The organism is Shewanella sp. DAU305 (assembly GCF_026802235.1).
Taxonomy (GTDB): Bacteria; Pseudomonadota; Gammaproteobacteria; order Enterobacterales; family Shewanellaceae; genus Shewanella; species Shewanella baltica.
On sequence record NZ_CP113808.1, the window covers coordinates 3995556 to 4021563 of the forward strand.

At 46.4% G+C, this 26008-nt stretch carries 28 protein-coding genes; 3 read left to right on the forward strand and 25 right to left on the reverse strand.

The genetic code is table 11. The features are described 5' to 3' along the window. Positions 1 to 2: 2 nt before the first annotated feature. From OX890_RS16940 to rpoE, 12 genes are all read right to left on the reverse strand, one after another. A complete protein-coding gene (locus OX890_RS16940; protein ID WP_126492489.1) occupies positions 3 to 524 on the reverse strand; it encodes an Mpo1 family 2-hydroxy fatty acid dioxygenase in 522 nt (173 codons plus the stop codon). A 210-nt stretch (positions 525 to 734) separates the two neighbouring features. Next, positions 735 to 1118, reverse strand: coding sequence for a holo-ACP synthase (acpS, locus tag OX890_RS16945; protein ID WP_126492490.1), 384 nt, complete (start codon positions 1116 to 1118; stop codon positions 735 to 737). After that, on the reverse strand, positions 1118 to 1855 hold the full coding sequence (gene pdxJ, locus OX890_RS16950; protein WP_126492491.1) for a pyridoxine 5'-phosphate synthase: 738 nt from the start codon (positions 1853 to 1855) through the stop codon (positions 1118 to 1120). The genes acpS and pdxJ overlap by 1 nt, the downstream gene beginning before the upstream one ends. A gap of 89 nt (positions 1856 to 1944) precedes the next feature. Beyond that, positions 1945 to 2637 (reverse strand): DNA repair protein RecO, encoded by a 693-nt coding sequence (gene recO / locus OX890_RS16955; RefSeq protein ID WP_126492492.1) that lies wholly within the window; start codon positions 2635 to 2637, stop codon positions 1945 to 1947. Positions 2638 to 2665: 28 nt separating this feature from the next. Then, a complete protein-coding gene (gene era, locus OX890_RS16960) occupies positions 2666 to 3682 on the reverse strand; it encodes a GTPase Era (RefSeq protein WP_006085067.1) in 1017 nt (338 codons plus the stop codon). Continuing rightward, positions 3679 to 4359 (reverse strand): ribonuclease III, encoded by a 681-nt coding sequence (rnc, locus tag OX890_RS16965; protein WP_006080779.1) that lies wholly within the window; start codon positions 4357 to 4359, stop codon positions 3679 to 3681. Before rnc ends, era begins: the two co-directional genes overlap by 4 nt. Before the next feature lies 1 nt (position 4360). Next, positions 4361 to 5278, reverse strand: a complete 918-nt coding sequence (lepB, locus tag OX890_RS16970; protein WP_063884535.1) for a signal peptidase I — start codon at positions 5276 to 5278, stop codon at positions 4361 to 4363. 183 nt (positions 5279 to 5461) lie between these two features. Next, the gene (gene lepA / locus OX890_RS16975; protein WP_006080777.1) at positions 5462 to 7252 is read right to left on the reverse strand and encodes a translation elongation factor 4; all 1791 of its coding nucleotides are present in this window, start codon (positions 7250 to 7252) and stop codon (positions 5462 to 5464) included. 166 nt (positions 7253 to 7418) lie between these two features. Continuing rightward, positions 7419 to 7892 (reverse strand): SoxR reducing system RseC family protein, encoded by a 474-nt coding sequence (locus OX890_RS16980; protein ID WP_006080776.1) that lies wholly within the window; start codon positions 7890 to 7892, stop codon positions 7419 to 7421. Positions 7893 to 7902: 10 nt separating this feature from the next. After that, positions 7903 to 8835 carry a MucB/RseB C-terminal domain-containing protein gene (locus OX890_RS16985; RefSeq protein WP_006080775.1) on the reverse strand — a complete coding sequence of 311 codons (933 nt, stop codon included), beginning with the start codon at positions 8833 to 8835 and terminating at the stop codon, positions 7903 to 7905. Between the two features lie 12 nt (positions 8836 to 8847). Beyond that, positions 8848 to 9474, reverse strand: a complete 627-nt coding sequence (locus OX890_RS16990) for a sigma-E factor negative regulatory protein (RefSeq protein ID WP_006080774.1) — start codon at positions 9472 to 9474, stop codon at positions 8848 to 8850. Positions 9475 to 9515: 41 nt separating this feature from the next. Next, positions 9516 to 10094, reverse strand: coding sequence for an RNA polymerase sigma factor RpoE (rpoE, locus tag OX890_RS16995; RefSeq protein ID WP_006080773.1), 579 nt, complete (start codon positions 10092 to 10094; stop codon positions 9516 to 9518). 189 nt (positions 10095 to 10283) lie between these two features. Between rpoE and nadB the strand changes: the two genes are divergently transcribed. Continuing rightward, entirely contained in the window at positions 10284 to 11897 is a 1614-nt protein-coding gene (gene nadB, locus OX890_RS17000) for an L-aspartate oxidase (protein ID WP_168823426.1), read from the forward strand. Between the two features lie 51 nt (positions 11898 to 11948). On the opposite strand, the gene OX890_RS17005 is transcribed toward nadB, so the two are convergent. The 10 genes from OX890_RS17005 to rppH all read right to left on the reverse strand — a co-directional run bounded on the left by OX890_RS17005 (position 11949) and on the right by rppH (position 20646). Beyond that, positions 11949 to 12389 (reverse strand): protein YgfX, encoded by a 441-nt coding sequence (locus OX890_RS17005; protein ID WP_268649608.1) that lies wholly within the window; start codon positions 12387 to 12389, stop codon positions 11949 to 11951. Then, a complete protein-coding gene (locus OX890_RS17010; RefSeq protein ID WP_126492496.1) occupies positions 12370 to 12618 on the reverse strand; it encodes an FAD assembly factor SdhE in 249 nt (82 codons plus the stop codon). Before OX890_RS17010 ends, OX890_RS17005 begins: the two co-directional genes overlap by 20 nt. Positions 12619 to 12703: 85 nt before the next feature. Beyond that, the gene (nhaR, locus tag OX890_RS17015; RefSeq protein WP_063884532.1) at positions 12704 to 13612 is read right to left on the reverse strand and encodes a transcriptional activator NhaR; all 909 of its coding nucleotides are present in this window, start codon (positions 13610 to 13612) and stop codon (positions 12704 to 12706) included. Positions 13613 to 13684: 72 nt separating this feature from the next. Then, positions 13685 to 14071, reverse strand: a complete 387-nt coding sequence (locus tag OX890_RS17020; protein WP_126492497.1) for a hypothetical protein — start codon at positions 14069 to 14071, stop codon at positions 13685 to 13687. 2 nt (positions 14072 to 14073) lie between these two features. After that, complete coding sequence (gene nhaA / locus OX890_RS17025; RefSeq protein ID WP_006080767.1) at positions 14074 to 15243, reverse strand: Na+/H+ antiporter NhaA; 1170 nt, start codon at positions 15241 to 15243, stop codon at positions 14074 to 14076. Positions 15244 to 15360: 117 nt separating this feature from the next. Then, positions 15361 to 16155: a thymidylate synthase gene (gene thyA / locus OX890_RS17030; RefSeq protein ID WP_006080766.1), complete on the reverse strand. Its 795-nt coding sequence runs from the start codon at positions 16153 to 16155 to the stop codon at positions 15361 to 15363. After that, on the reverse strand, positions 16152 to 16961 hold the full coding sequence (gene lgt / locus OX890_RS17035; protein ID WP_268649609.1) for a prolipoprotein diacylglyceryl transferase: 810 nt from the start codon (positions 16959 to 16961) through the stop codon (positions 16152 to 16154). Before lgt ends, thyA begins: the two co-directional genes overlap by 4 nt. A gap of 42 nt (positions 16962 to 17003) precedes the next feature. Beyond that, the gene (locus tag OX890_RS17040; protein ID WP_012588262.1) at positions 17004 to 17804 is read right to left on the reverse strand and encodes a sulfite exporter TauE/SafE family protein; all 801 of its coding nucleotides are present in this window, start codon (positions 17802 to 17804) and stop codon (positions 17004 to 17006) included. 59 nt (positions 17805 to 17863) lie between these two features. After that, positions 17864 to 20098 carry a phosphoenolpyruvate--protein phosphotransferase gene (ptsP, locus tag OX890_RS17045; protein ID WP_012088598.1) on the reverse strand — a complete coding sequence of 745 codons (2235 nt, stop codon included), beginning with the start codon at positions 20096 to 20098 and terminating at the stop codon, positions 17864 to 17866. 23 nt (positions 20099 to 20121) lie between these two features. Next, the gene (rppH, locus tag OX890_RS17050; RefSeq protein ID WP_006080762.1) at positions 20122 to 20646 is read right to left on the reverse strand and encodes an RNA pyrophosphohydrolase; all 525 of its coding nucleotides are present in this window, start codon (positions 20644 to 20646) and stop codon (positions 20122 to 20124) included. Between the two features lie 690 nt (positions 20647 to 21336). Here rppH and mutH point away from each other — a divergent pair. Both mutH and OX890_RS17060 read left to right on the forward strand, forming a co-directional pair. Beyond that, positions 21337 to 22008, forward strand: a complete 672-nt coding sequence (mutH, locus tag OX890_RS17055) for a DNA mismatch repair endonuclease MutH (protein ID WP_006080761.1) — start codon at positions 21337 to 21339, stop codon at positions 22006 to 22008. A gap of 122 nt (positions 22009 to 22130) precedes the next feature. Beyond that, positions 22131 to 23198, forward strand: coding sequence for an adenylate/guanylate cyclase domain-containing protein (locus OX890_RS17060; RefSeq protein ID WP_006080760.1), 1068 nt, complete (start codon positions 22131 to 22133; stop codon positions 23196 to 23198). A 72-nt stretch (positions 23199 to 23270) separates the two neighbouring features. Here the strand turns inward: OX890_RS17060 and oxyR are convergent, their stop codons facing one another. The 3 genes from oxyR to OX890_RS17075 form a co-directional block, all read right to left on the reverse strand. Beyond that, the gene (oxyR, locus tag OX890_RS17065) at positions 23271 to 24182 is read right to left on the reverse strand and encodes a hydrogen peroxide-inducible genes transcriptional activator OxyR (RefSeq protein WP_087486463.1); all 912 of its coding nucleotides are present in this window, start codon (positions 24180 to 24182) and stop codon (positions 23271 to 23273) included. A gap of 299 nt (positions 24183 to 24481) precedes the next feature. Further along, on the reverse strand, positions 24482 to 24847 hold the full coding sequence (locus OX890_RS17070) for an Hpt domain-containing protein (protein WP_006080758.1): 366 nt from the start codon (positions 24845 to 24847) through the stop codon (positions 24482 to 24484). A 204-nt stretch (positions 24848 to 25051) separates the two neighbouring features. After that, complete coding sequence (locus tag OX890_RS17075; protein ID WP_268649610.1) at positions 25052 to 25981, reverse strand: TIGR01212 family radical SAM protein; 930 nt, start codon at positions 25979 to 25981, stop codon at positions 25052 to 25054. Positions 25982 to 26008: the final 27 nt, after the last annotated feature.

Sequence of the window (26008 nt, forward strand, 5' to 3'; positions counted from 1 at the left end):
AGTTAAATCTTTTTCGCCTCAAGTGCACGGCGCTTTTCAATCGCCATCGGCGTTATCTGATTATTGAGCGCCTTTTCTAGGCCCAACATAAAATACACTTCCGCCATCAAGAAGAATGGCCCAATTAATAACTGATTCAAATCATCTACAAAGGCAGGCTTGGCTTTTTCATATTTATGGCCAATTAACTGGAACACCCAGCCCACCACAAATACCCCTAGGGCAAGCCAAGTGGCACCGGCAATATGCGCCGCCCATTCAGTTGTGAGCAGTACAGGAACCATAAATAAGATCAGCCCCATTGAGAGCCTTAAGTGTAAACGGACATAGTAGGCCGACACTAACACGCCGACAATCACAGCTAAACTGGTCTCACCCAGACTGCCCAGCGGAATACGTACAGTGGCTAACAACAGGAATGCAGACCAAATAATCAGTGGGATACCAATAAAATGGGTCTGAATATTACGATGATTTAAATGCACACTTTTGTAGGTCGATAACTGCTCTGCGGCGGATTTCATCTTGGGTTCCTCTTCATTTGCCCCTGCTTTTAACTGCGCCAAATTGAGCGAAGCGCAAGCCATAAACTAGCGCAAAACAATTAAGCTGAACAGCGAAAGTAAACAAATTGTTGCATTTTATTGTTTGGTACTTATTTTGATACTCATCCAGAAATGAAAAAAGGAACCCTAAGGTTCCTTTTTGATAGACGACAGACACAAAACTCGGGGTTATTGAGACTCTATGATTACCGTCGCAATCGCATAGGATTTTTCATCGGCAATAGAGATATGCCCAACCGTCGCTTTAAGCTGCTGTAAGCGCGCTAAAGCACCCTCGGTAAAGTGAATCGTCGGCGCACCATCCTCATTGTTGCCAATGTGAATATGCTGAAACGACACGCCGCGGCCAATACCCGTACCGAGCGCTTTGGCTGCAGCTTCTTTGGCGGCAAAACGCTTGGCAAGATAACGGCTTGGCTGACTATGGGCAGTATAAATGGCCAACTCAGCCTCGGTCAGCACACGTTTCGCCAGCTTGTCGCCTGCGCGCGCCACATGTGCCTGAATACGCTCAATCTCGACGATATCTGTGCCTAGGCCAACAATCGCCATTATTCGCCTCGACGACCTTCAAGCATTAACACTTTCATGTCTTTCACTGCTGTCGCTAAACCGTCAATGGCGGCACGGGCGACAATCGCATGGCCGATATTGAGTTCATATAACTCAGGAATCGCCGCAATGGGTTTCACATTGTGATAATGCAGACCATGACCTGCGTTAACCACTAAACCTTTGCCGTGGGCGTATTTTGCCATTTCGCTAATACGCGCTAACTCAGTTGCTTCTTGTGCTTCCGTTTTAGCATCGGCATAACAGCCAGTGTGGATTTCGATAAGCGGTGCGCCAGCGGCAACAGCGGCATCGATTTGGATTTTATCGGCATCGATAAATAAGGAAACTTGAATGCCCTCAGCGGCTAAACGAGTAACCGCAGCAGTGATTTTATCTAACTGCCCCGCCACATCTAAACCGCCTTCAGTGGTGACTTCTTGACGCTTTTCTGGCACTAAACAGACATAGGTCGGTTTAATTTCACAGGCGATGTTAAGCATTTCTTCGGTCACAGCGCATTCGAAATTCATGCGAGTTTTCAAGGTTTTCGCCAGCAGATACACATCGCGGTCTATGATGTGGCGTCTGTCTTCACGTAAATGGATAGTGATGCCATCGGCGCCAGCATGCTCAGCAACGGCGGCGGCATGCACAGGATCAGGATAACTGGTGCCACGCGCCTGACGCAGAGTAGCAATATGGTCGATATTCACGCCCAATAAGATACGGCTCATCGGGAACTCCTTAATGTTGAACGCTGATATTGCGGCTTATTGTACTTAGGCTTACATAAAAAAACAGGAGCTAGGGCGAATTATTCCCATCAATCTTGGTTGGCCGTGGCAGCGCTGACGAACAATTGTCGACTCAGCAAAGGTTTAGTCCCAAGTAATGGCTTTAACAGGGAGCGCATCAATAACTTAGCGCTCAAAAAATGCACATCGGTGAGTTGGTTATCGTTAAGCGCCGTCAACATAGCACCTTGATAGGCGTTGCGAGCACGGGAGTTGAGCACAAATTGAAAGCCTAACTCAGGCACGAGCTGGTAATAATCTTCAGCAACGAGTGGTTCGCCCTGAGTATCGCGGCTAAGCGAAGGCATAAAACCTAATTCTCTCAGCAAGGCGAGCTCAATATAACGCAGTTGGGATTGGCAAAACTTCGCGGCAAGGCCGACTAAGGCTTGATGATAAATGAGGAACAACTCTTCGGCGTTGTGCTGCACAGACAAAGTGCGAACCAATAACTCATTGATATACATGCCAGCAAACAAACTTTGGCCTGATAGAGGCACAGCAGGCGCAGCAGCTTCGACTTGAGTTAAGGTTTTTAATTCAGACTTACCGCTAAATTCGAAGATCAGCGGTTGAAAGGGCTGGAGAATACTCTTGATAGAGCGCTTACCGCTGCCGGTTCGGGCAACCACATCGACCCGTCCAATGCCGTCAACTAAGAGGTTAACTAAGACACTGGACTCTCGATACGGACGATGATGCAGAACATAGCCACGTTTCATCGGTAAGCGCGCTCGCTGGAATTAATGCTTAATCGTCGCCGTAACCTAAGCTACGCAGGGCGCGTTCATCATCGGCCCAACCAGATTTCACTTTCACCCACACTTCGAGGAAGACTTTATTATCAAACAAGGTTTCCATGTCTAAGCGGGCTTGAGTCGCAATAGTACGAATACGTTCGCCCTTGCTACCGATCACCATACGTTTTTGACCTTCACGCTCAACGAGGATCAGGGCATTAATTTGATAAACGCCATTTTCCATCATCTTAAACTGTTCGATCTCAACCGTCGCATCATAGGGTAATTCATCACCTAGGAAGCGCATCAGTTTTTCACGCACAATTTCCGACGCCATAAAACGTTGCGAACGGTCAGTAACATAATCTTCAGGGAAGAAGAAAGGTCCTTCAGGAATCGACGCTGCTGCCAGCTCTAAAATTCGCTGGACGTTAGTGCCCTTGCTGGCTGAAATCGGCAAAATTTCATCGAAAGGATATTTTTTGGCGACTTCTTCCAAATACGGGAATAATGATTCTTTGTCTTTGATATTATCGACTTTGTTGATCGCCAGAATCGTCTGACGCTCTTCGCCGCCACGGCGTAACTTGCTGAGCACCATCTCATCATCGGCGGTCCATGTCATGCCATCGACCACGAAAATGACCATAGCCACATCGGCAAGCGAACTGGCCGCTGCGCGGTTCATCAGGCGGTTAATCGCCCGCTGCTCTTCAATGTGCAAACCCGGTGTATCGATAAACACGATTTGCTTAGGACCATCGGTATGAATACCCATGATACGGTGGCGCGTCGTTTGCGGCTTTTTAGAAGTAATACTCACCTTCTGGCCAAGCAAACGATTGATTAACGTCGATTTACCGACGTTAGGGCGACCAATGATCGCCACCATGCCGCAATAAGTGACATCGTAATGGGCCGACGGCGTTGGCGCGGCCGCATTCATCCTTGCCAGTAATTCATCTAAACTCGGCTCAGTTGCCGCTTTTGCAGCATCGATACCTGACAAGTCTGTTTTTTTGGTCATTTCTTTAGTAACTCCAATACTTGAGCGGCCGCGATTTGCTCGGCTTTACGGCGTGAACTCGCCACACCAATGACGCTTTGGCTCAAGTCTTCAATACGACATTCAACGGTAAATGTCTGATCGTGGGCATCGCCTTCTATGTTGATTACTTGGTAATCAGGCAGTGGCTTTTTAAACCCTTGTAAATGTTCTTGCAGTAAGGTTTTCGCGTCTTTCTGGCTGATCCCAGGTTGAATTTCGGCCAAACGCTCGGCATACCATTTCAGCAATAATGCACGGCAAACTTCGAGATCGGAATCAAGGTAAACGGCGCCAATAATGGCTTCAACCGCATCGGCAAGAATCGACTCGCGTCTAAATCCGCCACTTTTTAATTCACCAGGACCAAGATATAAATAATCGCCGAGCTTAAATTCTTGGGCGATGATCGTTAAGGTATCACCGCGCACTAAGGTAGCGCGCATCCGGCTTAAATCGCCTTCGGTCGCCTTCGGAAACTGATGATATAAGGCATCAGAAATCACAATAGATAAAATTGAATCACCTAAAAACTCTAAGCGTTCATTGTGTTTATTTGCCGCACTTCTGTGGGTCAGCGCTTGAGTCAACAGCTCAATATTCTTGAACTCATAACTTAAAGTACGACACAAACGTGGCAAATTTTTAATCGGTTCCATGCTATTTAATTCCACCTACACGCTCAAAACGCACGCCGCTCGGTACCCAAGTTGGGAGGAAGTCGGCTTTTGAGCGGTCAAATTCAAAACTAATCCAAATCGCTACCGCTTTACCGACTAGGTTTTCTTCTGGCACAAAGCCCCAGAAACGACTGTCGGTGCTGTTATCGCGGTTATCACCCATAGCAAAGTAATGGCCTTCTGGCACTAAAAACTCACCCGCAGGTAAGTTACCTTCGCGTTTAAAATATCCCAACATGTCGGGACGACTTGGGTTGATCAAAATATCGTGGGCGACTTCGCCCAGTTGCTCCGTGTAACGCAGTAATGGCACGCCATCTTGGCTGTAATCACCACGACTGATTTCAGTGCGGGCGATAACTTGTGGTTCTGGGCAATCTGTTTGCTCAACGCCACAGGCCTTCTGGATCATCAACTGCTTATTACGGTAAATAATTCTATCACCCGGTAAACCGACAACACGTTTGATGTAGTCAATTGTCGGGTTTTCAGGGTATTTAAACACGATCACATCACCGCGTTTTGGCTCGCCGGTTTCAACCAGTTTAGTGCGCCATACGGGATCTTTAAGCCCATAACTGAATTTTTCCACCAGAATGAAGTCGCCTACTAAGAGGGTTGGCATCATAGAACCCGATGGGATTTGAAATGGTTCATAAATGAATGAACGCAGGATCAACACAAAGGCAATCACAGGGAAAATAGAGTGTGCGGTTTCGACTATGGTCGATTCACGAATGATTTGGTATTCGGCTTCTTCGGTTAACGTCGCTTGCGAGGCCTTGGCTAACGCTAAATTCTCACGACGCTTAGGGGCGAATGCGAGCACATCGACTAACCAAATAAGTCCTGAGATCAGGGTGATTAGCACTAGAATAATAGAAAAATACGCTGCCATTGCTTATTGAACTCCTGCTTTAAAATCATTTAAAGGTGCCTAACTCAGCGAATATCATACTTTAGTTAACTTACCGTATTCGACCTTGGTAAACCAAAGTGATAAACCAATGCGATAACCTAACTAAAGCGCCGCAAACAGCGGCGCAATAGTCAACTAAATGGTCATTTCTTATGCTAACGATTACTCGTTTAGCTTAAGTACCGCTAAGAATGCCTCCTGTGGCACCTCAACGTTACCCACTTGCTTCATCCGTTTCTTACCCTCTTTTTGTTTATTTAAGAGTTTTTTCTTACGAGAAACGTCGCCGCCATAACATTTAGCCGTTACGTCTTTACGCAGGGCTTTCACGGTTGAACGAGCAATAATTTGACTGCCCACAGCCGCTTGAATCGCGATATCAAACATCTGACGCGGGATCAGCTCTTTCATCTTATCGACTAAGGCTAAACCACGGTGACGAATGTTGGATCTATGGATAACCATAGCCAAGGCATCGACTCTGTCGCCGTTGATGAGAATATCTAAACGCACCATGTCTGCAGGATCGAAACGAATAAAGTTATATTCGAGTGATGCATAGCCACGGCTAGTGGATTTCAAACGGTCGAAGAAGTCCATGACCACTTCCGCCATTGGCAGATGATACGTCACAGCCACTTGGTTACCGTGGTAAACCATGTTCACTTGCGTGCCACGTTTTTCAATACACAAGGTAATCACGTTACCTAAGTATTCTTTTGGCACTAAAATGTTGGCCTCAACAATCGGCTCACGCATTTCTTCGATGTTGTTAATCGCTGGTAGATCAGACGGGTTATCGACATAAATCGTTTCGCCGCTGGTCATCACGACTTCGTACACTACGGTTGGCGCTGTGGTGATCAACTCTAGGTTGTATTCACGCTCTAAACGCTCTTGTACGATTTCCATGTGCAGCAGGCCTAAATAGCCAATGCGGAAACCAAAACCGAGTGCCGATGAACTTTCTGGTTCGAAGAATAATGACGCATCGTTCAGGCTGAGCTTATTCAGCGCATCACGGAAGTTTTCATATTCGTCAGTAGAAATCGGGAATACGCCAGCGTATACCTGTGGCTTCACTTTCTTAAAGCCAGGTAACGGCTTTTCAGCACCGTTTTTGGCTAAAGTTAATGTATCGCCCACGGGCGCGCCGTGAATTTCTTTCAGACCCGCAATCACAAAGCCTACTTCACCGGTTTTAAGTTCGGTTTTATCAGTTTGTTTTGGGGTGAAAATACCGACGCGATCTGCAGTGTGGTTTTGTCCTGTAGACATTACCTTAAACTTGTCACCTTTTTTCAGGCTACCGTGTTTAATTCGCACTAAAGACACTACGCCTAGGTAGTTATCAAACCAAGAATCGATGATCAAGGCTTGCAATGGTGCGTTAGGATCGCCTTCTGGCGGTGGAATTTTGGCAACAATGACTTCTAAAACCTCGTCGACACCGACACCGGTTTTAGCCGAACAACGCACAGCATCCATGGCATCGATACCGACGATATCTTCAATCTCGGCAGCAACACGTTCTGGATCGGCTTGTGGTAAGTCAATCTTGTTTAAAATAGGTACCACATCTAGATTCATATCCAGCGCGGTGTAACAGTTTGCCAGTGTCTGAGCTTCAACGCCCTGACCCGCATCAACCACCAGCAAAGCGCCTTCACAGGCAGCTAATGAGCGCGAGACCTCGTAGGAGAAGTCAACGTGACCAGGGGTATCAATAAAGTTGAGTTGATAGACAAGGCCATCTTTGGCTTTGTAATCCAAAGTGACACTTTGTGCCTTAATCGTAATACCACGCTCACGTTCTAGATCCATAGAATCTAAAACTTGAGCATCCATTTCACGGTCGGTTAAACCGCCACAAACCTGAATAAGACGATCTGATAGCGTCGATTTACCATGGTCGATATGGGCAATAATTGAGAAGTTTCTAATTTGTTTCATTATGCTGCAATGACTAATACTGAAAATGGATACGGTTCAAAGGAGCGAAATTGTACCTGATTGCGGTTTCAATACCAATCACATTCACTCCTACTTAGGACAGACCGATAAAACAACGCCCAAAACCGCAGTTAGCTGTTATTTGATAAAAAATAACACATTGAAATTATTGAGCTAATTCTTGTAAATTGATGCTCATGCCCAAATAGGCCAAAATCACAGGTTGAGCATCGACTTCTAAGCGTTTGGCCTGTTGCTTACCAAAAGACCACGCAAGCAAGGCACCAACGGCCGCAAAGCCCATGGCACCGAGGTTAGGATTAAACTCAAGCAACTGGCCTAAAAATTGGCCTAACGCCGCGCCAACAAACAAACCAAACAGCGGCATTAAATAGATTAATGCCGCAGCTTTGAGGATTACGCTCTCGGGAAGTCCTAATTTGAGTAACTCACCAGCCTCGCAGCGGCGCTCACTCTGAATCGAAAATTGCTGGGTTTTCGAGGAAAAAGCCTGAGCCACAGCAGAAGTCCCGCAAGACTCACTGTTACTGCAGCTCTTGCAGGTACTCTTAAGTTCGACTTCAACCGTCAACCAGCCTTGGCTATCACTGGCGACGACTCGGGCAATTTCTTCCATCATAATCGGCGTCCTATTCTAGCGTCAGACTTTTAGCAATGCGCGTTAGAGTTTCTGTCGGCACTTTACCCACAGCAACCACTTCGGCATTACCCACTTTTTCTGAGACTAACGACAAACCATTACGGGTGATTAACTCCTCAGGCAATGGACTTGTACTTGCTCTCGCAACATAAACGGAGATACTCGCTAGCCCATCAGTTAGTGCTATGTATTCCACCGCCTCATGGCTACCAATCAATCTATGGTGATCACGCACGACCACAGTAAAACCTGCGGGTAACCAAGCAAATTGCCAGTTTTGACCGTCTTGGCGCTCGGCTTGATCGATAACTGCCGGCCATTCTTGCTTATAGGCTTCTTGCAAAATGGCTGGCGGCTCGCTGAATTCGATGAGTTCAATCACCATGATCTGCTCAAGCAATTGCTTATCTTGAGTCAGCATGTCGTATCGCAGCGGCAGATAGGTTTCCATATCGAGCCAAATTTGAAAGCCATAACGGAATTCATCATTGGGCAATAGGCGGATCATTTGCCCCGGACGACCAGCAATACGGGTGCGACCACCAAGCACAAACTGATAACCCACTTCTAAATCCGCCATATTGGCAGAAAAAGCGGCAGGCCAAACACCTTGGATATGATTAGAAACAATACTGTATGCAGGCTCGTCGTGCTCAATAAAGGTGACACGATTGCCGACACGCACAGCATTTTTAGGTGGACCGTTAAGGTATTCTAGAAAGGCAACTTCTTGATTATTCACCTTACCGTGCAGGTAAACCAAAGGCCGAATATGATCGGCCTGAAGTTGAATAATCGATGCTTTAAACTCTTTCTCTCGTAAGGCCTGACTCATTTTCTCGAGCCAGACTTTGGCAGGCATATCTTCCTGCGCCATCGCAGGAAAGACCAAGGCTAATAAAGCCAACAGGATTAGACGCAAGCTAACTCCTCGTTATTGATTGACCGGAACGGGTACGACCTCGGTATTGTCCTCTACAACCGCACCGGTATTCAATCGTTGTTGCAACATATGATCTTGAATATAAGTATTAATTCGGCGACGCTGCTCGTTCACTTGATCATTGGTATAACCTTGATTCTGTTGAACTGGACCCGTTTGTAGACTCACAGGTGATGCGCTACCAATTAGCGGTCTGGTAATCAATACTGGCGATGGTGACGCGGCATCATCGGCGCTCTGATTGTAATTCTGCACACCGACAATCGCAAACATAGCAACCGTCGCAGCAATGGCATATTGGCCAAATTGCTTAAACAAAGGTACAACGCGGTTTTGCTGCGCATTGGCGGCAATTTGCGGGGTTACAGGTGCAGCAACCTTAGACGCATGATGCTTAGGCGCAACTATCGCTGGCTCAAGCTCGATGGCGGCGGCAATGCTAGCAGAGAGATCTAACACAATATTCTGCGGCAACTCGCCACGCATGGCATCGCCTATCATATGATAGTTATGCCATTTATCATGTGAATGTGTATCAGCAGATAACTCTGCCATGGTCTGCGCATCAGTCTCTCCATCGACTGCCGCAGATACCCATTCTTGACCTAATTTATCCATTTTTCACCTGTCTAAATATAAGGGTTTCTTAAAATAAGAATTTAAGCTTCCAGCAACGGCTGGAGCTTTTTATCGATTGCCTCTCGAGCTCGGAAGATACGCGATCTTACGGTCCCTACGGGGCAATCCATGACTATGGCAATGTCTTCGTAACTCATACCATCAAGTTCACGCAACGAGATGGCCATTCGTAATTCTTCTGGCAGCGTTTCTAAGGTATCGAAAATCACTTTTTTGATTTCTTCCGATAACAATAGCCGTTCTGGGGAGGCGAACTCCTTCAGCGCATCACTGCCTTCATAATATTCGGCATCTTCTGCATCAACATCATTAGCGGGCGTTCTACGCCCCTGTGATACGAGATAATTCTTCGCAGTGTTTACTGCGATGCGGTACAACCAAGTATAAAATGCACTTTCACCGCGAAAGTTTGGCAAAGCTCGATAAGCTTTGATAAACGCTTCCTGTGCGACATCGGCAACGTCCGCTTGGTTCCGTACATAACGGGATATCAAGCTAATGACTTTACTTTGATATTTAAGCACTAACAGGTTAAAAGCGTTTTTATCACCTTGTTGTACGCGCTCAACTAATTGTTGATCACTTAATTGTCCACTCATCCGAGCCGACTTCTCCTAAATCTAAAATGCTGATTTCTCAGTCGCTCGAATCATATTCACTTATGTAGACTCGCGTACTTTGAAAAAGTTCTAAAAAATATACAAAAAAGTAAGGTTAAAAGGAAAGTACCCATAATCCGTGAGTTGGTTTACCATAGTTGGCACTCTTCAGTCACATCATGATACCCGATGAAACAAGTAGTTGAACACCAATCTGACATATTAGTCATAGGTAGCGGTGCCGCAGGTCTGACACTAGCTTTGCATCTTGCTGAAAAAGCAAAAGTAATTCTGCTTTCAAAAGGCCCACTCTCGGAAGGGTCGACTTACTACGCCCAGGGCGGTATCGCCTCCGTCTTCGACGAAAGTGACACTATCGAATCCCATGTTGCAGACACATTAATCGCAGGTGCGGGTTTATGCGACAAAGACGTCGTCACTTTTACCGCTGAAAATGCTAAGAGTGCGATGCAATGGCTTATCGAATGTGGCGTCGCCTTCGATAAAGAAGAAACCACTGACGGTAATGCAAAAGACGCACCTTACCATTTAACCCGTGAAGGCGGCCATAGCCACAGACGTATTTTGCACGCTGCCGATGCCACAGGTAAAGAAGTGCAAACCACCTTACAGGAACGCGCACTCGCCCACCCCAATATTCAAGTTTTAGAACGCTATAACGCCATCGACCTCATCACCACCCGTAAGTTAAATCGCCCAGGTAATCGTGTGTTAGGCGCTTATGTGTGGAATCGAAACGAAGAACACGTCGAAACCGTCAAGGCCAAGTTTGTTGCGTTAGCAACAGGCGGTAGCTCTAAGGTTTATCAATATACCTCAAACCCCGATGTTGCTAGCGGCGATGGTATTGCCATGGCATGGCGTGCAGGTTGCCGCGTGGCGAATATGGAGTTCAACCAATTCCATCCGACGTGTTTGTACCATGCCGATGCGCGCAACTTCTTACTCACCGAAGCCCTGCGTGGTGAAGGTGCGTATCTGCGTCGTCCTGACGGCAGCCGTTTTATGCCGGACTTTGATGAACGCGCTGAACTCGCACCCCGTGACATCGTTGCCCGCGCTATCGACTATGAGATGAAACGTCTGGGTGCCGATTGTGTGTATCTGGATATCAGCCATAAAGATGCTGACTTTGTGATGAAGCATTTCCCGACCATCTATAGCCGCTGCTTAGAGCTGGGAATTGATATCACTAAAGATGCTATCCCTGTCGTACCTGCGGCTCACTACACCTGCGGCGGCGTGATGACAGATATGCACGGTCAAACGGATCTCAACGGCCTCTATGCCATTGGTGAAGTCGCCTATACCGGTTTACATGGCGCCAATCGTCTGGCGAGTAACTCGCTACTCGAATGTTTAGTATTTGCCCGTGCGGCATCACAGGACATAGAAAGCCAACTGCATAAAATTCAAATACCGGGACAAATTCCAGCATGGGATGAAAGCAAAGTCTCTAACTCGGACGAAGAAGTGGTCATCGCCCATAACTGGCACGAACTGCGGTTATTCATGTGGGACTACGTTGGGATTGTGCGCTCGGATAAACGTCTGGAACGAGCACTACGCCGCTGCCTGATGTTACAGCAAGAAATTCAAGAGTATTACAGTAACTTCAGAGTCAGCAATAACTTGCTCGAATTACGTAACTTAGTGCAAGTGGCCGAGTTGATTATTCGCTGTGCCATGGAGCGTAAAGAAAGCCGTGGTTTGCATTTTAATATCGATCACCCTGAGAAATTAGACGCGCCGCGCCCAACAATTCTACTACCAGAAAAGTAACCGCTTATGTGTTTATAGGCTTAGGTTCTTATTTGGCTTGCTGAAAACAGACTAAACCTCAGTATGAGGTTTAGTCTGTTTTATTTTAGCCCGCAATAACAGCCGACATAAATGCCGATAGTCAGTATCGTCTAGCATATCCGCCCAAACCATCAAGAGCCGCAACTGAGTATCCACTTCGATATACATCAAGCAAACAAAGGGTGTCACCCAAGTTCGCTTTAATACCTGAAAGTGCTCACCCGTTGACAAACGTCCCTCGCCTTTATCACTCAGCACAAAATCTAAACGCCAATGCTGCAGTCGCCACAACTGTGACAGCAAGAAAATACAAACTAGCAGGATAAACAGATACTTAATCAGGGATAAGGTGAGATTGTCGCTTTGAGGCCAGAGCAGAAATGAGCTAGAGCAGACACAAATAAAAACGACCAACGAGAGTCGTTGGTCGAAGGAGGCTTTTACACTGAAACTATGGTGCCGGTCTTCCACGGACTTTCACTACCATGCGCGCAAGCTCAGCATCAGGGCACACTTCATGACCCATAAACCATGCAAACAATTCGGGATCTTCACATTCCAACAAACGGATAAACACGGTTTTATCTTGATCGGACATTTCTTGATAGAAATTTTCAACAAAAGGTTGAAACAAAACGTCTAATTCAAGCATCCCGCGGCGACATGCCCAGCGAACCCTTGCGATGTTCATTAATTCCAAGGTATTTCTCCCAACACAGATTTGGCATTAGTCTATCAGTTCAGTGACTAAAGTGTCGATTAACCCTTCACATTGGCTCACAAAATTAGCATTGTTTTACTTGCATATCGCGTCCAGCAAAGAGATCGCTGAAATCTGTATCTAACAAGCGCTTTACCGCAGGATGTTGGATCATACGTTCGGCAAACATCACATGGTATTCCTCTTTCACATCCGTGGTTTCACCGAGCAAATTCATCCCATGGGAAATCACTTCTTGGCGATAAATCGACGGCGTGACAAATATCCCCCGTTTAAGGTAACCAAAGGCCTTCATCATGGCCGCATCGTCGAACTCACCCAAGATACTGACTTTAAGATTTTGTTCGTCAAACCAGCGATATAACTGCTGTCCAAGTGAGGTTCTGCGGCCGGGGATTAATAGCTGGCCTTGCTCTAAACAGGCGGGGAAATCAGCACTATAAGTATCAGCGGAGAAAAAACTCACACCACACTCGCCCAACTTTTTAGATAAGATTTCGGGATACTTCAGTGATTCACCGGCGCAGTCGGAGAGGATCATATCCAGTTTATGCTCACGCAAACGCGCCATCAGGCTTTCGTGGGTCGCCTCATAACAAGCTAAATGCATAGAACTGTCATTGGGGACGACGGATAACAAGACACGGCTAACTAAGGCTTTAGACAAGGCATCAGCAATGCCCACTTCAAAAAGCATGGCATCATCTTTTTGATAGTTAAGTAAATCGAGCATTTCATAGCTAAGACTAAACATCTTATCTGCGTAGCGAAATACCAACTCACCTAACTCAGTGGCTTCCAGTGTCCGCCCTACTCGCTTGAATAAACTGCCATTCAACCTGTCTTCCAGGGCACGAATTTGCCCCGTTATCGTTTGCGGCGTTAAACAGAGGGCTTCGGCCGCCTTAGCAACCGAGCCCTTTTTCTTAATCATCCAAAAATAATACAGGTGGTTGTAATTCAAGTGCAGCATGCTCATCCGTTGTGAATCGTCCCTCATACGCCCAAGGCGCAGAGGGATTAAAACCTATTGTTATAAATCAGTTTATTGCAAACGCTGGCAATCAAGCAAGTTTGTGACTATGCCTTGTAATTGCTCCAAATCAGTCGCATTACCCAGACTTACCGCTTCAGTGACACCTGACACTAAAACATGACGTTCAGGGATACGTTCAGCGCAATAGGTCCGATTCGCCTCTTGGAAACGTTTACCGCCGCGATATTTAAGCGCCCTTGATTCATAACCATTGGTTTCTAATCTCGCCCCTAAGGAATCAGATTTAAACATCAGAGCGCCATCGACTATCCCTTCAAGATAGCTTTGGCAGGTCTGAGAGTTCGCATCCTGATTACAGGCCGATATTTGCGATGCCGTCGCGGTTGTCGATAGACATAAGAGTGTTGCCATTCCCATTAATTTCAACTTTATCATAGTTATACTCCTTTATTAGGTAACACTTTTGATAACCAGAAATACCCGACTAACGCCGCCATAATCGAACCGATTAAGGTTCCTAGGCGTGCTAAGTCACCGTACATAGGATCTGCATGTTCAAAGGCTAACGACGCAATAAACATAGACATAGTAAAACCAATACCGCACATGGCCGCGACTGGGGCAATTTGCTTCCAACCTACGCCATCGGGTAACTGAGCGAGTTTGAGTTTCACCGCAATATAGCTAAACACCATCACACCAATGGGTTTGCCTAACATCAGGCCCAGTGCAATACCAACGGGGACAGGAGAAATTAACGTCTCCAAATTCATATTACCGACATAAACCCCCGCATTGGCAAAAGCGAACACAGGCAGAATGAAGAAGGTGCTCCAAGGGTGCAAACTGTGCTCTAAGCCTTCTGAAGGTGAGCTGCCATCCTTTGCCCGTAATGGAATACAGAAAGCGATGATGACGCCAGCCAGAGTCGCATGCACTCCAGACTTAAGTACGGCGACCCAAAGGATCAATCCTAAGATGCCATAGGGTAAAAGTGAGGTGACCCCTTTACGGTTTAACCCAACCAAGCCCGCAATCGCTAAACTGGCAATCACTAAACTGATGGTTGACAGGTCGGTGCTGTAGAACAGCGCGATAATCACAATGACACCTAAGTCATCGATAATCGCTAAAGCAAGTAAGAAGACTTTCAGTGAAACGGGAACGCGGCTCCCAAGCAGCGCCATAATACCTAAAGCAAACGCAATATCCGTCGCGGCAGGAATCGCCCAGCCCGCTTGTGTGACCGGATCGCCATAGTTAAACAGTAAGTACACCCCAGCAGGGACTAACATGCCGCCAATGGCCGCAAAGGTAGGCAGAGAGGCTTGAGCGACACTCGATAAGGCGCCTTCGAGTAACTCACGTTTAACTTCTAAACCAATAAGCAAAAAGAATACGGCCATCAGGCCATCGTTGATCCACAGAATTAACGGCTTATGAATATCGAGCTCGCCAATTTTAACTTGTACGTCAGTGCCTAAAAAGCCTTGATAAAGTCCAGATAAAGGGGAATTGGCCATCAGCATAGCTAAGGCAACAGCAACCAATAATAGGATACCGCCAGCCGATTCTTGGCTCAGAAAATTTCTAATTGCTTTTTCCATCGTGCACTCCTAAAAATCATAATGAATTGAGTGTAGACGAATTGTAACAACAAATATAATCGTAAGTTTCGACCTAACACCTCGGTTATTCCGAGGTATTGGTCGAAAAAATGCACGTTACACGGCGACAGGTGCTTTGATATGGGGATGTGGAGCGTAGTTTGTTAGCTCGAAATCGTCGAATTGATAATCAAAAATTGATTCAGGTTTACGTAAAATCGTCATGGTTGGCAATGGCATTGGCTCACGACTTAACTGCAATGCAGTTTGTTCCATATGGTTTGAATATAAATGGGTATCACCACCCGTCCACACAAAATCACCTAAGGCCAAGTCACATTGCTGGGCTACCATCATAGTTAACAAAGCATAACTGGCAATGTTAAATGGCAAACCTAGAAACACATCACAGCTGCGCTGATACAGCTGACAAGATAATTTGCCATCAGCCACATAGAACTGGAAAAACGCGTGGCATGGCGCCAAGGCCATTTTATCCAGCTCGCCCACGTTCCAAGCAGAAACGATAAGGCGGCGAGAATCAGGCTGAGATTTTATCTGGGCAATAACTTGTGAAATCTGATCGATAGCATCGCCACTCTGGGTTGGCCAGCTACGCCACTGGGCACCATAAACCGGTCCTAAATCGCCATTGTCATCGGCCCATTCATCCCAAATACTGACCTTGTTTTCGCGTAAATAGGCAACGTTAGTTTCACCCTTCAGGAACCACAGCAATTCGTGGATGATAGAGCGCATGTGGCATTTCTTGGTGCTTACCAAAGGAAAACCTTTGCTCAAATCGAAGCGCATTTGATAGCCAAATACTGAGCGAGTCCCCGTACCTGTGCGATCCGATTTATCCACACCTTCGGCTAAGATGTGCTTCATTAAGTCTAAATACTGTTTCATTGCTGCTTACCTTGCTTACGAAAAATCAAGTACAAACCGATTAACACCATAGGGATAGACAGTATCTGCCCCATGGTCATCAATCCCCAGTAGAGTCCCAACTGTGCATCGGGTTGTCTCACCGTTTCAACCATAATACGGAAAATACCGTAACCAACTAAGAACATACCAGAGATGGCACCGACTTTATCGGTACGTTTACTAAACCAGTAAAGTAATAGGAATAGCGCCACACCTTCAAGTGCAAATTGGTACAACTGGGAAGGATGACGCGGATCGGGGCCTCCTGTTGGAAACACCATGCCCCATGGCACGTCTGTGGTTCTGCCCCAGAGTTCACCATTAATAAAGTTACCAATACGACCTGCGCCTAGACCGATAGGCACCACAGGTGCCACCATATCGGCGACCGCAAAGAAGGTGCGCTTTTGTTTCCTGGCAATATAAATCATCGCCGCAATTACGCCCATCAAACCGCCGTGGAAGGACATTCCGCCTTCTGAGATTTTAAACAAATACATAGGGCTGGCGAGGAAATAATCGAAATGATAAAAAAGCACATAACCGACACGCCCGCCCAATATCACCCCAAGAAAACCATAAAAGAGTAAATCTGAAACTTGCTCCCGCGACCATACTCCCTTTGAGCGGTCGGCTTGTCGATTGAGCAACCACATTGCCGCGACAAATCCGACTAAATACGTAAAACCATACCAACGCAGCGCAGGTTCAAAGCTTTGTCCAAACAGATTAAACGGTCCAAATGATACGATCACGGGATCGATATTGGGGAAACTCAACGCCATAACACATCCATTAGCAGCCTCAAACAGAGGTAAACATAAAAACTAGGTCAGAATTAACTTAAGGCCGACACACAGAAGTAACAGTGCAAATATCTTTTTAAGTACCGATGTTGGCCAAGTGCTCGCCGCTTTAACACCCACAGGCGCCATCAAGACAGATGTGATCACTAAACCAAACAAGGCGGGTAAATAGATAAAACCTAAGGTGCCGTAGGGCAACTCGGGCGCATTAAAGCCCGCGATGATATAACCTAAACTGCCCGAGAGGGAGATCAACAAACCTGTCGCCGCCGAAAACCCAACGGCGTAACGCATCTGCAGACCAAAGAAGGTTAAAAACGGCACTAACAATACCCCGCCGCCGATGCCCATCAGTCCTGCGACCATCGCAACTAACGCGGCCACAACAAATAATATCGGCGCGCTGGGTAGCTCACGATTCGATTCAGCTTTAAAGGGATACGCCATCTGAATCGACATCAACACCACAAATATCGCAAAGCCCTGCTGCAAAGCGGCAGCGGAGATACGTTCGGCAATAAAACCAGAGGTTAATGCCCCAAGAATAATCCCAGGCAACATCGTCTTGAATAAATCCCAAGGAATGTTTCCACGCTTATGATGTGCTCGCGTCGATGAGATAGAAGTGAGAATAATGGCCGCCAGCGAAGTGGCAATCGCAATATGGGGTAACTGAGCAGAACTAATACCGACCGAGGGCAGAATATAGAGCAGTGCAGGCACTACAATCAAGCCGCCACCGATACCTAATAACCCTGCCATAAAGCCGACAAATGCGCCTAATGCTAAGCAAATAAAAAACACCGACAACAAACTATCCACACGAGTACCTACAGCGTGATAAATTGAGGGCCTTAGCTTAAAGCAAAAGACGACATTAGTTAATTAAGAATTGTTGAGAGACCTTGCTGGTTCAAATATTCTTTAACCAGCTCGCGCACTTGGAAGCCGTTTGATAGGCTCAAGGCTTTAGCAAGCAATTGATCCAAATCGGCCCGCGCGACACGGCGCAATAGATAATTGATCCGCGCTAAACTGCCCTGATTCATACTCAATTGATCGTATCCCATGGCCACCAACAAAATGGCGCCCATAGGCTCGCCCGCTAACTCGCCACAAATACTGATATCGAGCTTATGATATCGACAATCTAAGTGAGCCTGATGCAAAGCCCGCAGTATTCCCGGATGATAACTGTCAAATAACGAGCTCACCCGCGGATTATTACGGTCAACCGCAAGCAAATACTGGGTTAAGTCATTACTGCCAACGGAGACAAAATCCACCCGTTTTGCCACATCATCCAATTGATACAACATCGCCGGCACTTCAAGCATAATGCCGATGCGTGGCATCACTATGTTGCTGTTTACATCGTTTTTAAGTTCGACATAGGCTTGCTGCAGATATTCTAAGGATTGATCGATTTCATCTAAGTTACTGACCATGGGCAGTAAAATACTTAATTGCTTACCATCGCCACCTGCCTGCAACATGGCCCGTAACTGCACCAAAAATAGCTCAGGATGATCCAGCGACAAACGGATCCCACGCCAACCAAGGAAAGGGTTATCTTCTTTAATCGGGAAATACGGCAAAGGTTTATCACCGCCAACATCCAAAGTGCGCATCACCACAGGTCGACCAGACGCCGCCGACAAGACCTGTTGATACACTTTCACTTGCTCAGATTCACTCGGAAAACGTTGTTGCAGCATAAAAGGGATTTCGGTGCGATACAGCCCAATACCGTCGGCACCTTCGGCAATTTCAGAAGCCACGCCGCTGAGTAATCCCGCATTTAAATACAAACGAATACGTGAGCCGTCGAGGGTCACAGAAGGCAGTGCTAACTCTTGAGCATACTGGCGTTGCAGCGCTTTTTGCGCCGAAATTAAGCTGCGATACTCACCAACAATCGCCGGTGATGGCGACACCAATAGCTGGCCACGGCTGGCGTTCACCACTAAGAGTTTTTGATCAATATTGGCGGATAACAGTTGTTCTACACCGGTAATGGCCGGCACACCTAAGGCGCGGGCTAAAATAGCGGCATGGGAGTTTACGCCGCCAAGCTCAGTGACAATCCCCGCAAGTTTCTGCCTTGGGAACTCAGCCAGCATAGTCGCATCGGCTTCGCGGGTAATTAAAATGACAGGTTTATCGGGTTCAAGCTCTAAACGCTCTGGCTCAATCAGCTGGCGCAATACTTTTTGGCCTAAGTCGCGGATATCGCTTGCCCGCTCCTTAAGATAAGGATCTTCCATCGCCAAGAATTGCTGAATATAACGCAAAGACACTCGGCTCACCGCCGATTCAGCGGCCCAACCTAATTGCACCTCACGGGCATACTCGCCGCCTAAACTGGCGTCATCAAGTAATAACTGTAATGCATTGAAAATAGAGACGACTTCGTCATCTTGCTCGCGGTCAAACCGCTGAGATAAGGCGCCAATCGCTTCTTTACAACGCACCATAGCAGTCGTTAAGCGGCTCGACTCATAGGCAATATCATCAGAGCGCACGTCGGGCTGCTCAAGGGGGATCTCTCCACCGAGCACAAAGGCATACGCAATGGCGATACCGTTTGACGCCGACGTACCTTGAAATAGAATTTGTTGATGATGGGAACTGACTTGGGCTTTTTGTTTTAAGCCGCGCACCGCCATTGCTAACTGGGCGGCGAGCGTCATCAGGAAGGCTTCTTCGCCTTCACTGAATTGGCGCGCACTCGCCTGCTGAACCACTATCACCCCGACCACGGCTTTCTGGTAGATGATAGGTACGGCTAGAAAGGCGCGGTATTCTTCTTCGGCGACTTCAGGGAAAAGTTTGAATCTGGGATGAAGCCTTGCATCCGCTAAGTTAACGGCCTCTTCCCGCTGGGCTGCGAGTCCGACTAAACCTTCGGTCAGCGGCATACGTACCCGACCAACGGCGCTTTTTTCAAGACCGTCGGTTGCAGATAACACCAGTTCTTGCTCTTCTAGGATATAGATGGAGCAACATTGGGTTTCCATCGCCGCTTTAGTCGATGAGACTAAGACTTCTAATGCGGTTTCCAAACTGTGGGCAGATGCCACAGCCTGAGTAATATCCCTAAGCGTATTTAACACTGTTTTCAATCCTCTTTTGAAAATCAGCCCGTTGTTTTTTGTCTTCCCCGTTTCCTAGGTATTTCTAGGGTCTGGAATGACAATGCCGTTACCGCAAACTCTTTCATCACCTTACGATAAACATCACGCTTAAATGACACGACTTGCCGCACAGGATACCAATAACTTACCCAGCGCCAATCGTCAAATTCAGGATGCCCAGAGGAACTCAAATTAATCGCACTATCTTGGCTTTTCAGTTGTAACAGAAACCACTTTTGTTTTTGCCCAATACACACAGGTTTACTGTCTTGCCTGACTAAACGCTTTGGCAAACGATAGCGTAACCAAGAACGGGTCGAGGTTAGGATATGCACGTGTTCGGGTCTTAGGCCCACTTCTTCATATAGCTCACGGTACATTGCCTCTTCTGCTGTCTCGCCATCATCGACACCACCTTGAGGAAATTGCCATGAGTGTTGACCAAAGCGTCTGGCCCACATGACTTGGCCATATCTGTTACAAATTATAATGCCCACATTTGCGCGAAAGCCGTCGCTATCAATCACATGGACTCCAAATCACATTAAATTTTAATAAACTGATTGTTTCATAAAGCTAGTCTCTCAGCAAACCTCTATTTCACCCTAGGTCTTGGATAAAATCACACTTAAAAGACATTTATCAACAAAGCTAGGGGATGAAATGCGGGGATATCCACATTTTCTGTGGATATCTCTGTTTGAAACTCAGGTAAACTTGTTATAACGCTCAAAAAACATCTATTTAGCGCCATTTGATTAATTTAGAGTTAAAACTTTATCTAAATTAAATTCAACAACTTGAATGATAACTATAATTTATTAATGGCAAAAAAAGCAATAAAGCTCATTATTTGACCAGCCAGAGCTATTTCTATGGTTCTCACGATATTACTCAACTTTATACACAAATAGTGTCCACAACTGTCCACAAAAGCCGGAATAAATGCCCTTTATTCGCATTGACTTGGGGTTTTTATTAGGTTAAGGGACGCATTTTACTGAGTTATCCATAATATCTGTGGATAAGTATGTGGGGAACGCAAGGGAAAGCAGAGAGTAACTTTGAACACTTTTTTGCAAAACGGGGGGTAACTCGGATATGAAATTTAAAATCAGATACTTAGAATAAAAACATTCGGTACAAGTTTACTCAAATTGCGGAGTTCATTTTTTGACCGCCATTGCTAAGCGGTTATTTTTAAGTAAAATCCAGCCATGAATCGAATTATTCCCCCCGAAAATCTCCCAGAGCTACTCGAGCGCGCCCATATGATGGCTGGCGTGAGTTTAGCGCAAATTGCCGCCCAAAGAGGCCTAAGTGTCCCTAAGGATCTTAAGCGGGATAAAGGCTGGGTCGGCCAATTAATCGAAATGGAACTGGGCGCGACGGCGGGGTCGAAACCTGAGCAAGATTTTCTGCATTTAGGTGTCGAGCTTAAAACTATCCCCATCGATTCACAGGGACGTCCATTGGAGACCACTTATGTTTGCGTGGCGCCGCTGTCGAATATCCAAGGGTTAACCTGGCAAAACAGCTTAGTCAGCCATAAGTTACAGCGCGTCCTTTGGGTACCCGTTGAAGGTGAGAGACATATTCCTGTGGGTGAGCGCCGTATTGGCACCCCGATATTGTGGGAGCCTGATCCACAGGAGTTGCAATTGCTGCAACAGGATTGGGAAGAGATCATGGAGCTTATCGCCCTCGGCAAAGTCGAAAAACTCACCGCACGCCACGGCGAAGTACTGCAATTACGTCCCAAAGCCGCCAACAGTAAAGCATTAACGCAAAGCATTGCCGAAGATGGCAGCCTCAAAATGACCAACCCTAGGGGTTTTTATTTAAAGACCAGTTTCACCGCCATGATACTTAATAAGGTTTTTGGTTAATATTTAGTGACGATATAGACTTAGATTGATCCAGATCACAAATTTCACTGGCACTAAGGTGACTCTTTTCTATAAACTACGGCATTCTGAAATCACCGCCGTATTCGGATACCCATCACGCAGTGAGAGCACGTAGACAAGCGAAAAAACTCCTTTTTGCGATTTTAGCTTGGGCGATTGCCATGGCTGCATTCGTGTTTTTTCGATATGCCCAATCACCAGAACTGCCCCAATGGGCGGTAGGTTCGGCCGATCTCGCGACACTTGCTATCTATATGGGGATAATTTTTGGCAGCCTGCATTGGATGTCGAACGTTATTGCTGATTTCAGTGCCATCAATCGCCTCCCCTATGTGTTTTCTGTCATCTTTAAAGGCTTGTTTTTATTACTGGGTGCGACAACATTAGCTTACATGACCCAATTTTTGAATATGTGGGCCATCGAAAATCACATGTCGACCCTAAGACAAATGCTGACGGCGCACATTCTCTACAGTCCTTCATTCCAAGCATTGATCGTCTATCTGGTGGTCGTGCGGGTCAGTTTAGCCTTCGTCGAGCAAATGGCGCTGTTAGTTGGCCCACGTATTCTGCTCAACATTGGCCTCGGTAAATACCATAAGCCAAGATACGAACAGCGATTATTCCTTTACTTAGACATGGTCGCCTCGACCACACACGCCGAATCACTTGGGGATTACCGTTTTAGTCGCTTGATCCAAGATAGCTTTAGTTTGCTGTCGGATACTGTGACCAACAACGAAGCCGAGATTTATCGCTATATGGGCGATGCCGTGTTGATCCACTGGCCTTTAGAAGAAGGGATAGTCCACGACCGCTGCATGAATATCTATTTTGAATTTAGTCAGCAGCTTAATTGGCAAAGGCGTTACTTTGAAGAACACTATGGCTTTGTGCCTAAGTTTAAAGCGGCGGCCCATTGTGGCCAAGTAGTAGCAGCGGTTGTTGGCGTGCAAAAACAAGAGATTAGTTTCTTTAGCGATGTACTCAATACCCTAGCGAGACTGCAAGATCAGTGTAATCCCTTGGGGCAACGCATGTTGATCTCCGGCGCACTCGCGGGACGTTTAGATAATCCCAACACGCAATATCACCTATCGAATCTAGGTCCAGTCAAACTAAAAGGGAAACAACACTCCATCGAAGTGTTTGGCGTTTCCCCACTCTAATTTCTCATCACACTTAAGCGTTGAGTTGCATTAACACTTTTTGCAGTGACACTTTGTGCTGTTGCAGCGAGCTTATTGTTCTTCTTTAGTTAATAACTTTTGGATCATTAAACCTAAGGTGCGGAAGGTTAAGATCCGACTGGTCGTTTGACGCCAGACAAGGCCGATATCACGGTAAGGCGCTTCACCTGGCGGCGTCATCACCACCAAATCTGTGTCATTCAAAATACCCGCATCGATTGCCATTTGCGGCAGGAATGTGGTGCCCAGCTTACTGTTCACCATCTGCACTAAGGTATGCAAACTGGTGGCGGCAAACGGATTCACTTTTGCGCTATCCCCAAGCTGACAGGCTGTGATGGCATGACCCGTAATGCAATGCTCGCTTTGCAGCAGGAAAATACTCTCGTCTGGCAAGGCTTGGTAATCGATCGGCTGATGGATTTCTCCGGCTAAATCCTTATGGATCACCATTTTGAATGGATCTTTACCCACTTTCATACTGTGATAACCGCTGGTATCCACAGGCAAAGCAAGGATCAATAAATCCAGCTCACCCTTACCTAAGGCATCCAACAAACGCTCAGTGGTATCTTCTTTCAGTAATAAACTCATTGCAGGATAAGATTGCTGGCATTGACGAATAACACGGCTCAATAGGAAAGGCGCAATCGTAGGAATACACCCTAAACGTATATCGCCTGTCATCGGCTCGCCTTGGTTTTTCACCAATTCAACCAAATCATCCACATCGGTGAGAATTTTACGGGCGCGCTGCACCACTTCTTCACCAATAGCGGTAAACATAAACGACTTATGATCTCGCTCAATCAACTGATGCCCTAACTGCTCTTCTAAGTTTTGGATCCCACTCGAAAGCGTCGATTGGCTGACAAAACACACCTTAGCCGCGCGGTTAAAATTCTGCTCTTGATGGAGATTCACCAAATAGAATAAGTTTTTTAAGCTAGGTAAACTTTTCATTTTCTCGATTGCCATTAAGGTTATGAATTAAGAAATTAAATCTACTCTAGCATAACTGAAAGCCAATAACGCGGCATTAGATTTCAAGAGTGTGAGCCGAATCGACATTCAACCGATTAGCTGTAAAACTTAAGTGGGGGTAACAAACAAAGAGGAGAAAAGCACTCGCGGGGAAACGTAAAAGGCAACAAACTCAGCCGTCAAACTAACGCAATAACGAACCCAATAATCTAACGCAATCATTCACTCAATTGGGCGCAACAACAGATGTTATTGCTGCGCCTTAGCGTATCGATATCTTATGCTTTAGCTTGGAGGAATAACTTTAACTGTTGTAGATCCGCACTCGCATGTTCGACGATCTCAGCAACCCAAGCGCCGTGTTCAGCATCCCATCTAGGCTCTTCACCATGTTGTAATAACTGGGCGATTTGCTGAATGCGTTTTAAACCTACCGAACCTGCGGCACCTTTAAATTTATGCGCTTCTGAACATAAGGTATCTCTGTCTGCAGCGTCGTTAGCCTTCACTAGATTTCCTACATATTCAGGCATTAACTGCTCAAATAACACCACACTCTTAAGTAAAGTACCAGCACCAATGGCGCTACAGTACTGTTCGAGAGTATTGAGATCTAGGATTACTTCTAATTCAACTGTGGCCATGAGGCCTCCCTTAAGTGGTCCAATGCTTAAAACGAATTTATCACATGATACCCACTAAAATTGTCTGTGCAACTTATAGCGATATCCATGGTCAAATTCAGATTAAAATTAACAAAAAACAAACTAATAGTCGTAAGTAAACACTTACAAAATAATAGCGACGACATAGCATTTAAGGAGGAAATGTATCCCACTAACTTGCCTCTATCGTTGCGCTAATACGTGCCCTTGTCCACCATAAAGCTGTAAATTATCCACAATTGCCACCAATCCATCCCATCGATAGGCACACCAATCTGGTGCTAATAGAATAGGTTTTTTCGCATAAGCGGTGACGCGGTGGAAAATCACTTCCGCGGGTGTATGGCGGATCATCTCGCCGACACTGCGAGCATAATCTTCAAGACTCAGTAAAGGTAAGCGCCCACTTCGCCACGCCTTGGCCATAGTGCTACCTTCGACGACATGCAAAGGATGCAGCTTCAAGCCATCAACGCCCTGCAGCAATACCGCGGCTAAGGTCGCCATATAATCGCTATGGGTTTCATCGGGTAAGCCAAGAATAAGATGAGTGCACACCTTAAGACCGCGAGCTCTCGCCCTCGACACAGTGTCACAATAACAGGCGAAATCATGGCCGCGATTGATCTTGCGCAGCGTTTCATCTTTAGCGGTTTGCAACCCAAGTTCTAACCACACATCAACACCGTTTGCCTGATAACTTGCCAGTAAATCCAGTACATTATCTGGCACACAATCGGGGCGAGTTCCTACACACAAACCCACTATCTCGCCATCTTTAACGGCTTCATCGTACTTAGCCATTAACACCTGATACTCATCATAAGTGCTAGTGTAAGCCTGAAAATACGCTATAAATTTATCGGCTTGCGCCTGAGGTTTCGCCTCACGATAACGACTCTTACCCTGTTCGAGCTGCTCGGTAATACTCAGCACATCAGCAGTTTGGTGGCTAAATGACGCCACATTGCAGAAAGTACAACCTCCACGCCCCAAGGTGCCATCACGGTTGGGGCAAGTAAACTTGGCATCTATGGTGAGTTTTCGCAGTCGCGTACCATATCGCGCCTTGCAAACGGCACCAAAGGTGTTCACATATGCATCAAGCCCCATCAGAGCACCCACCAAATTTCATATCGC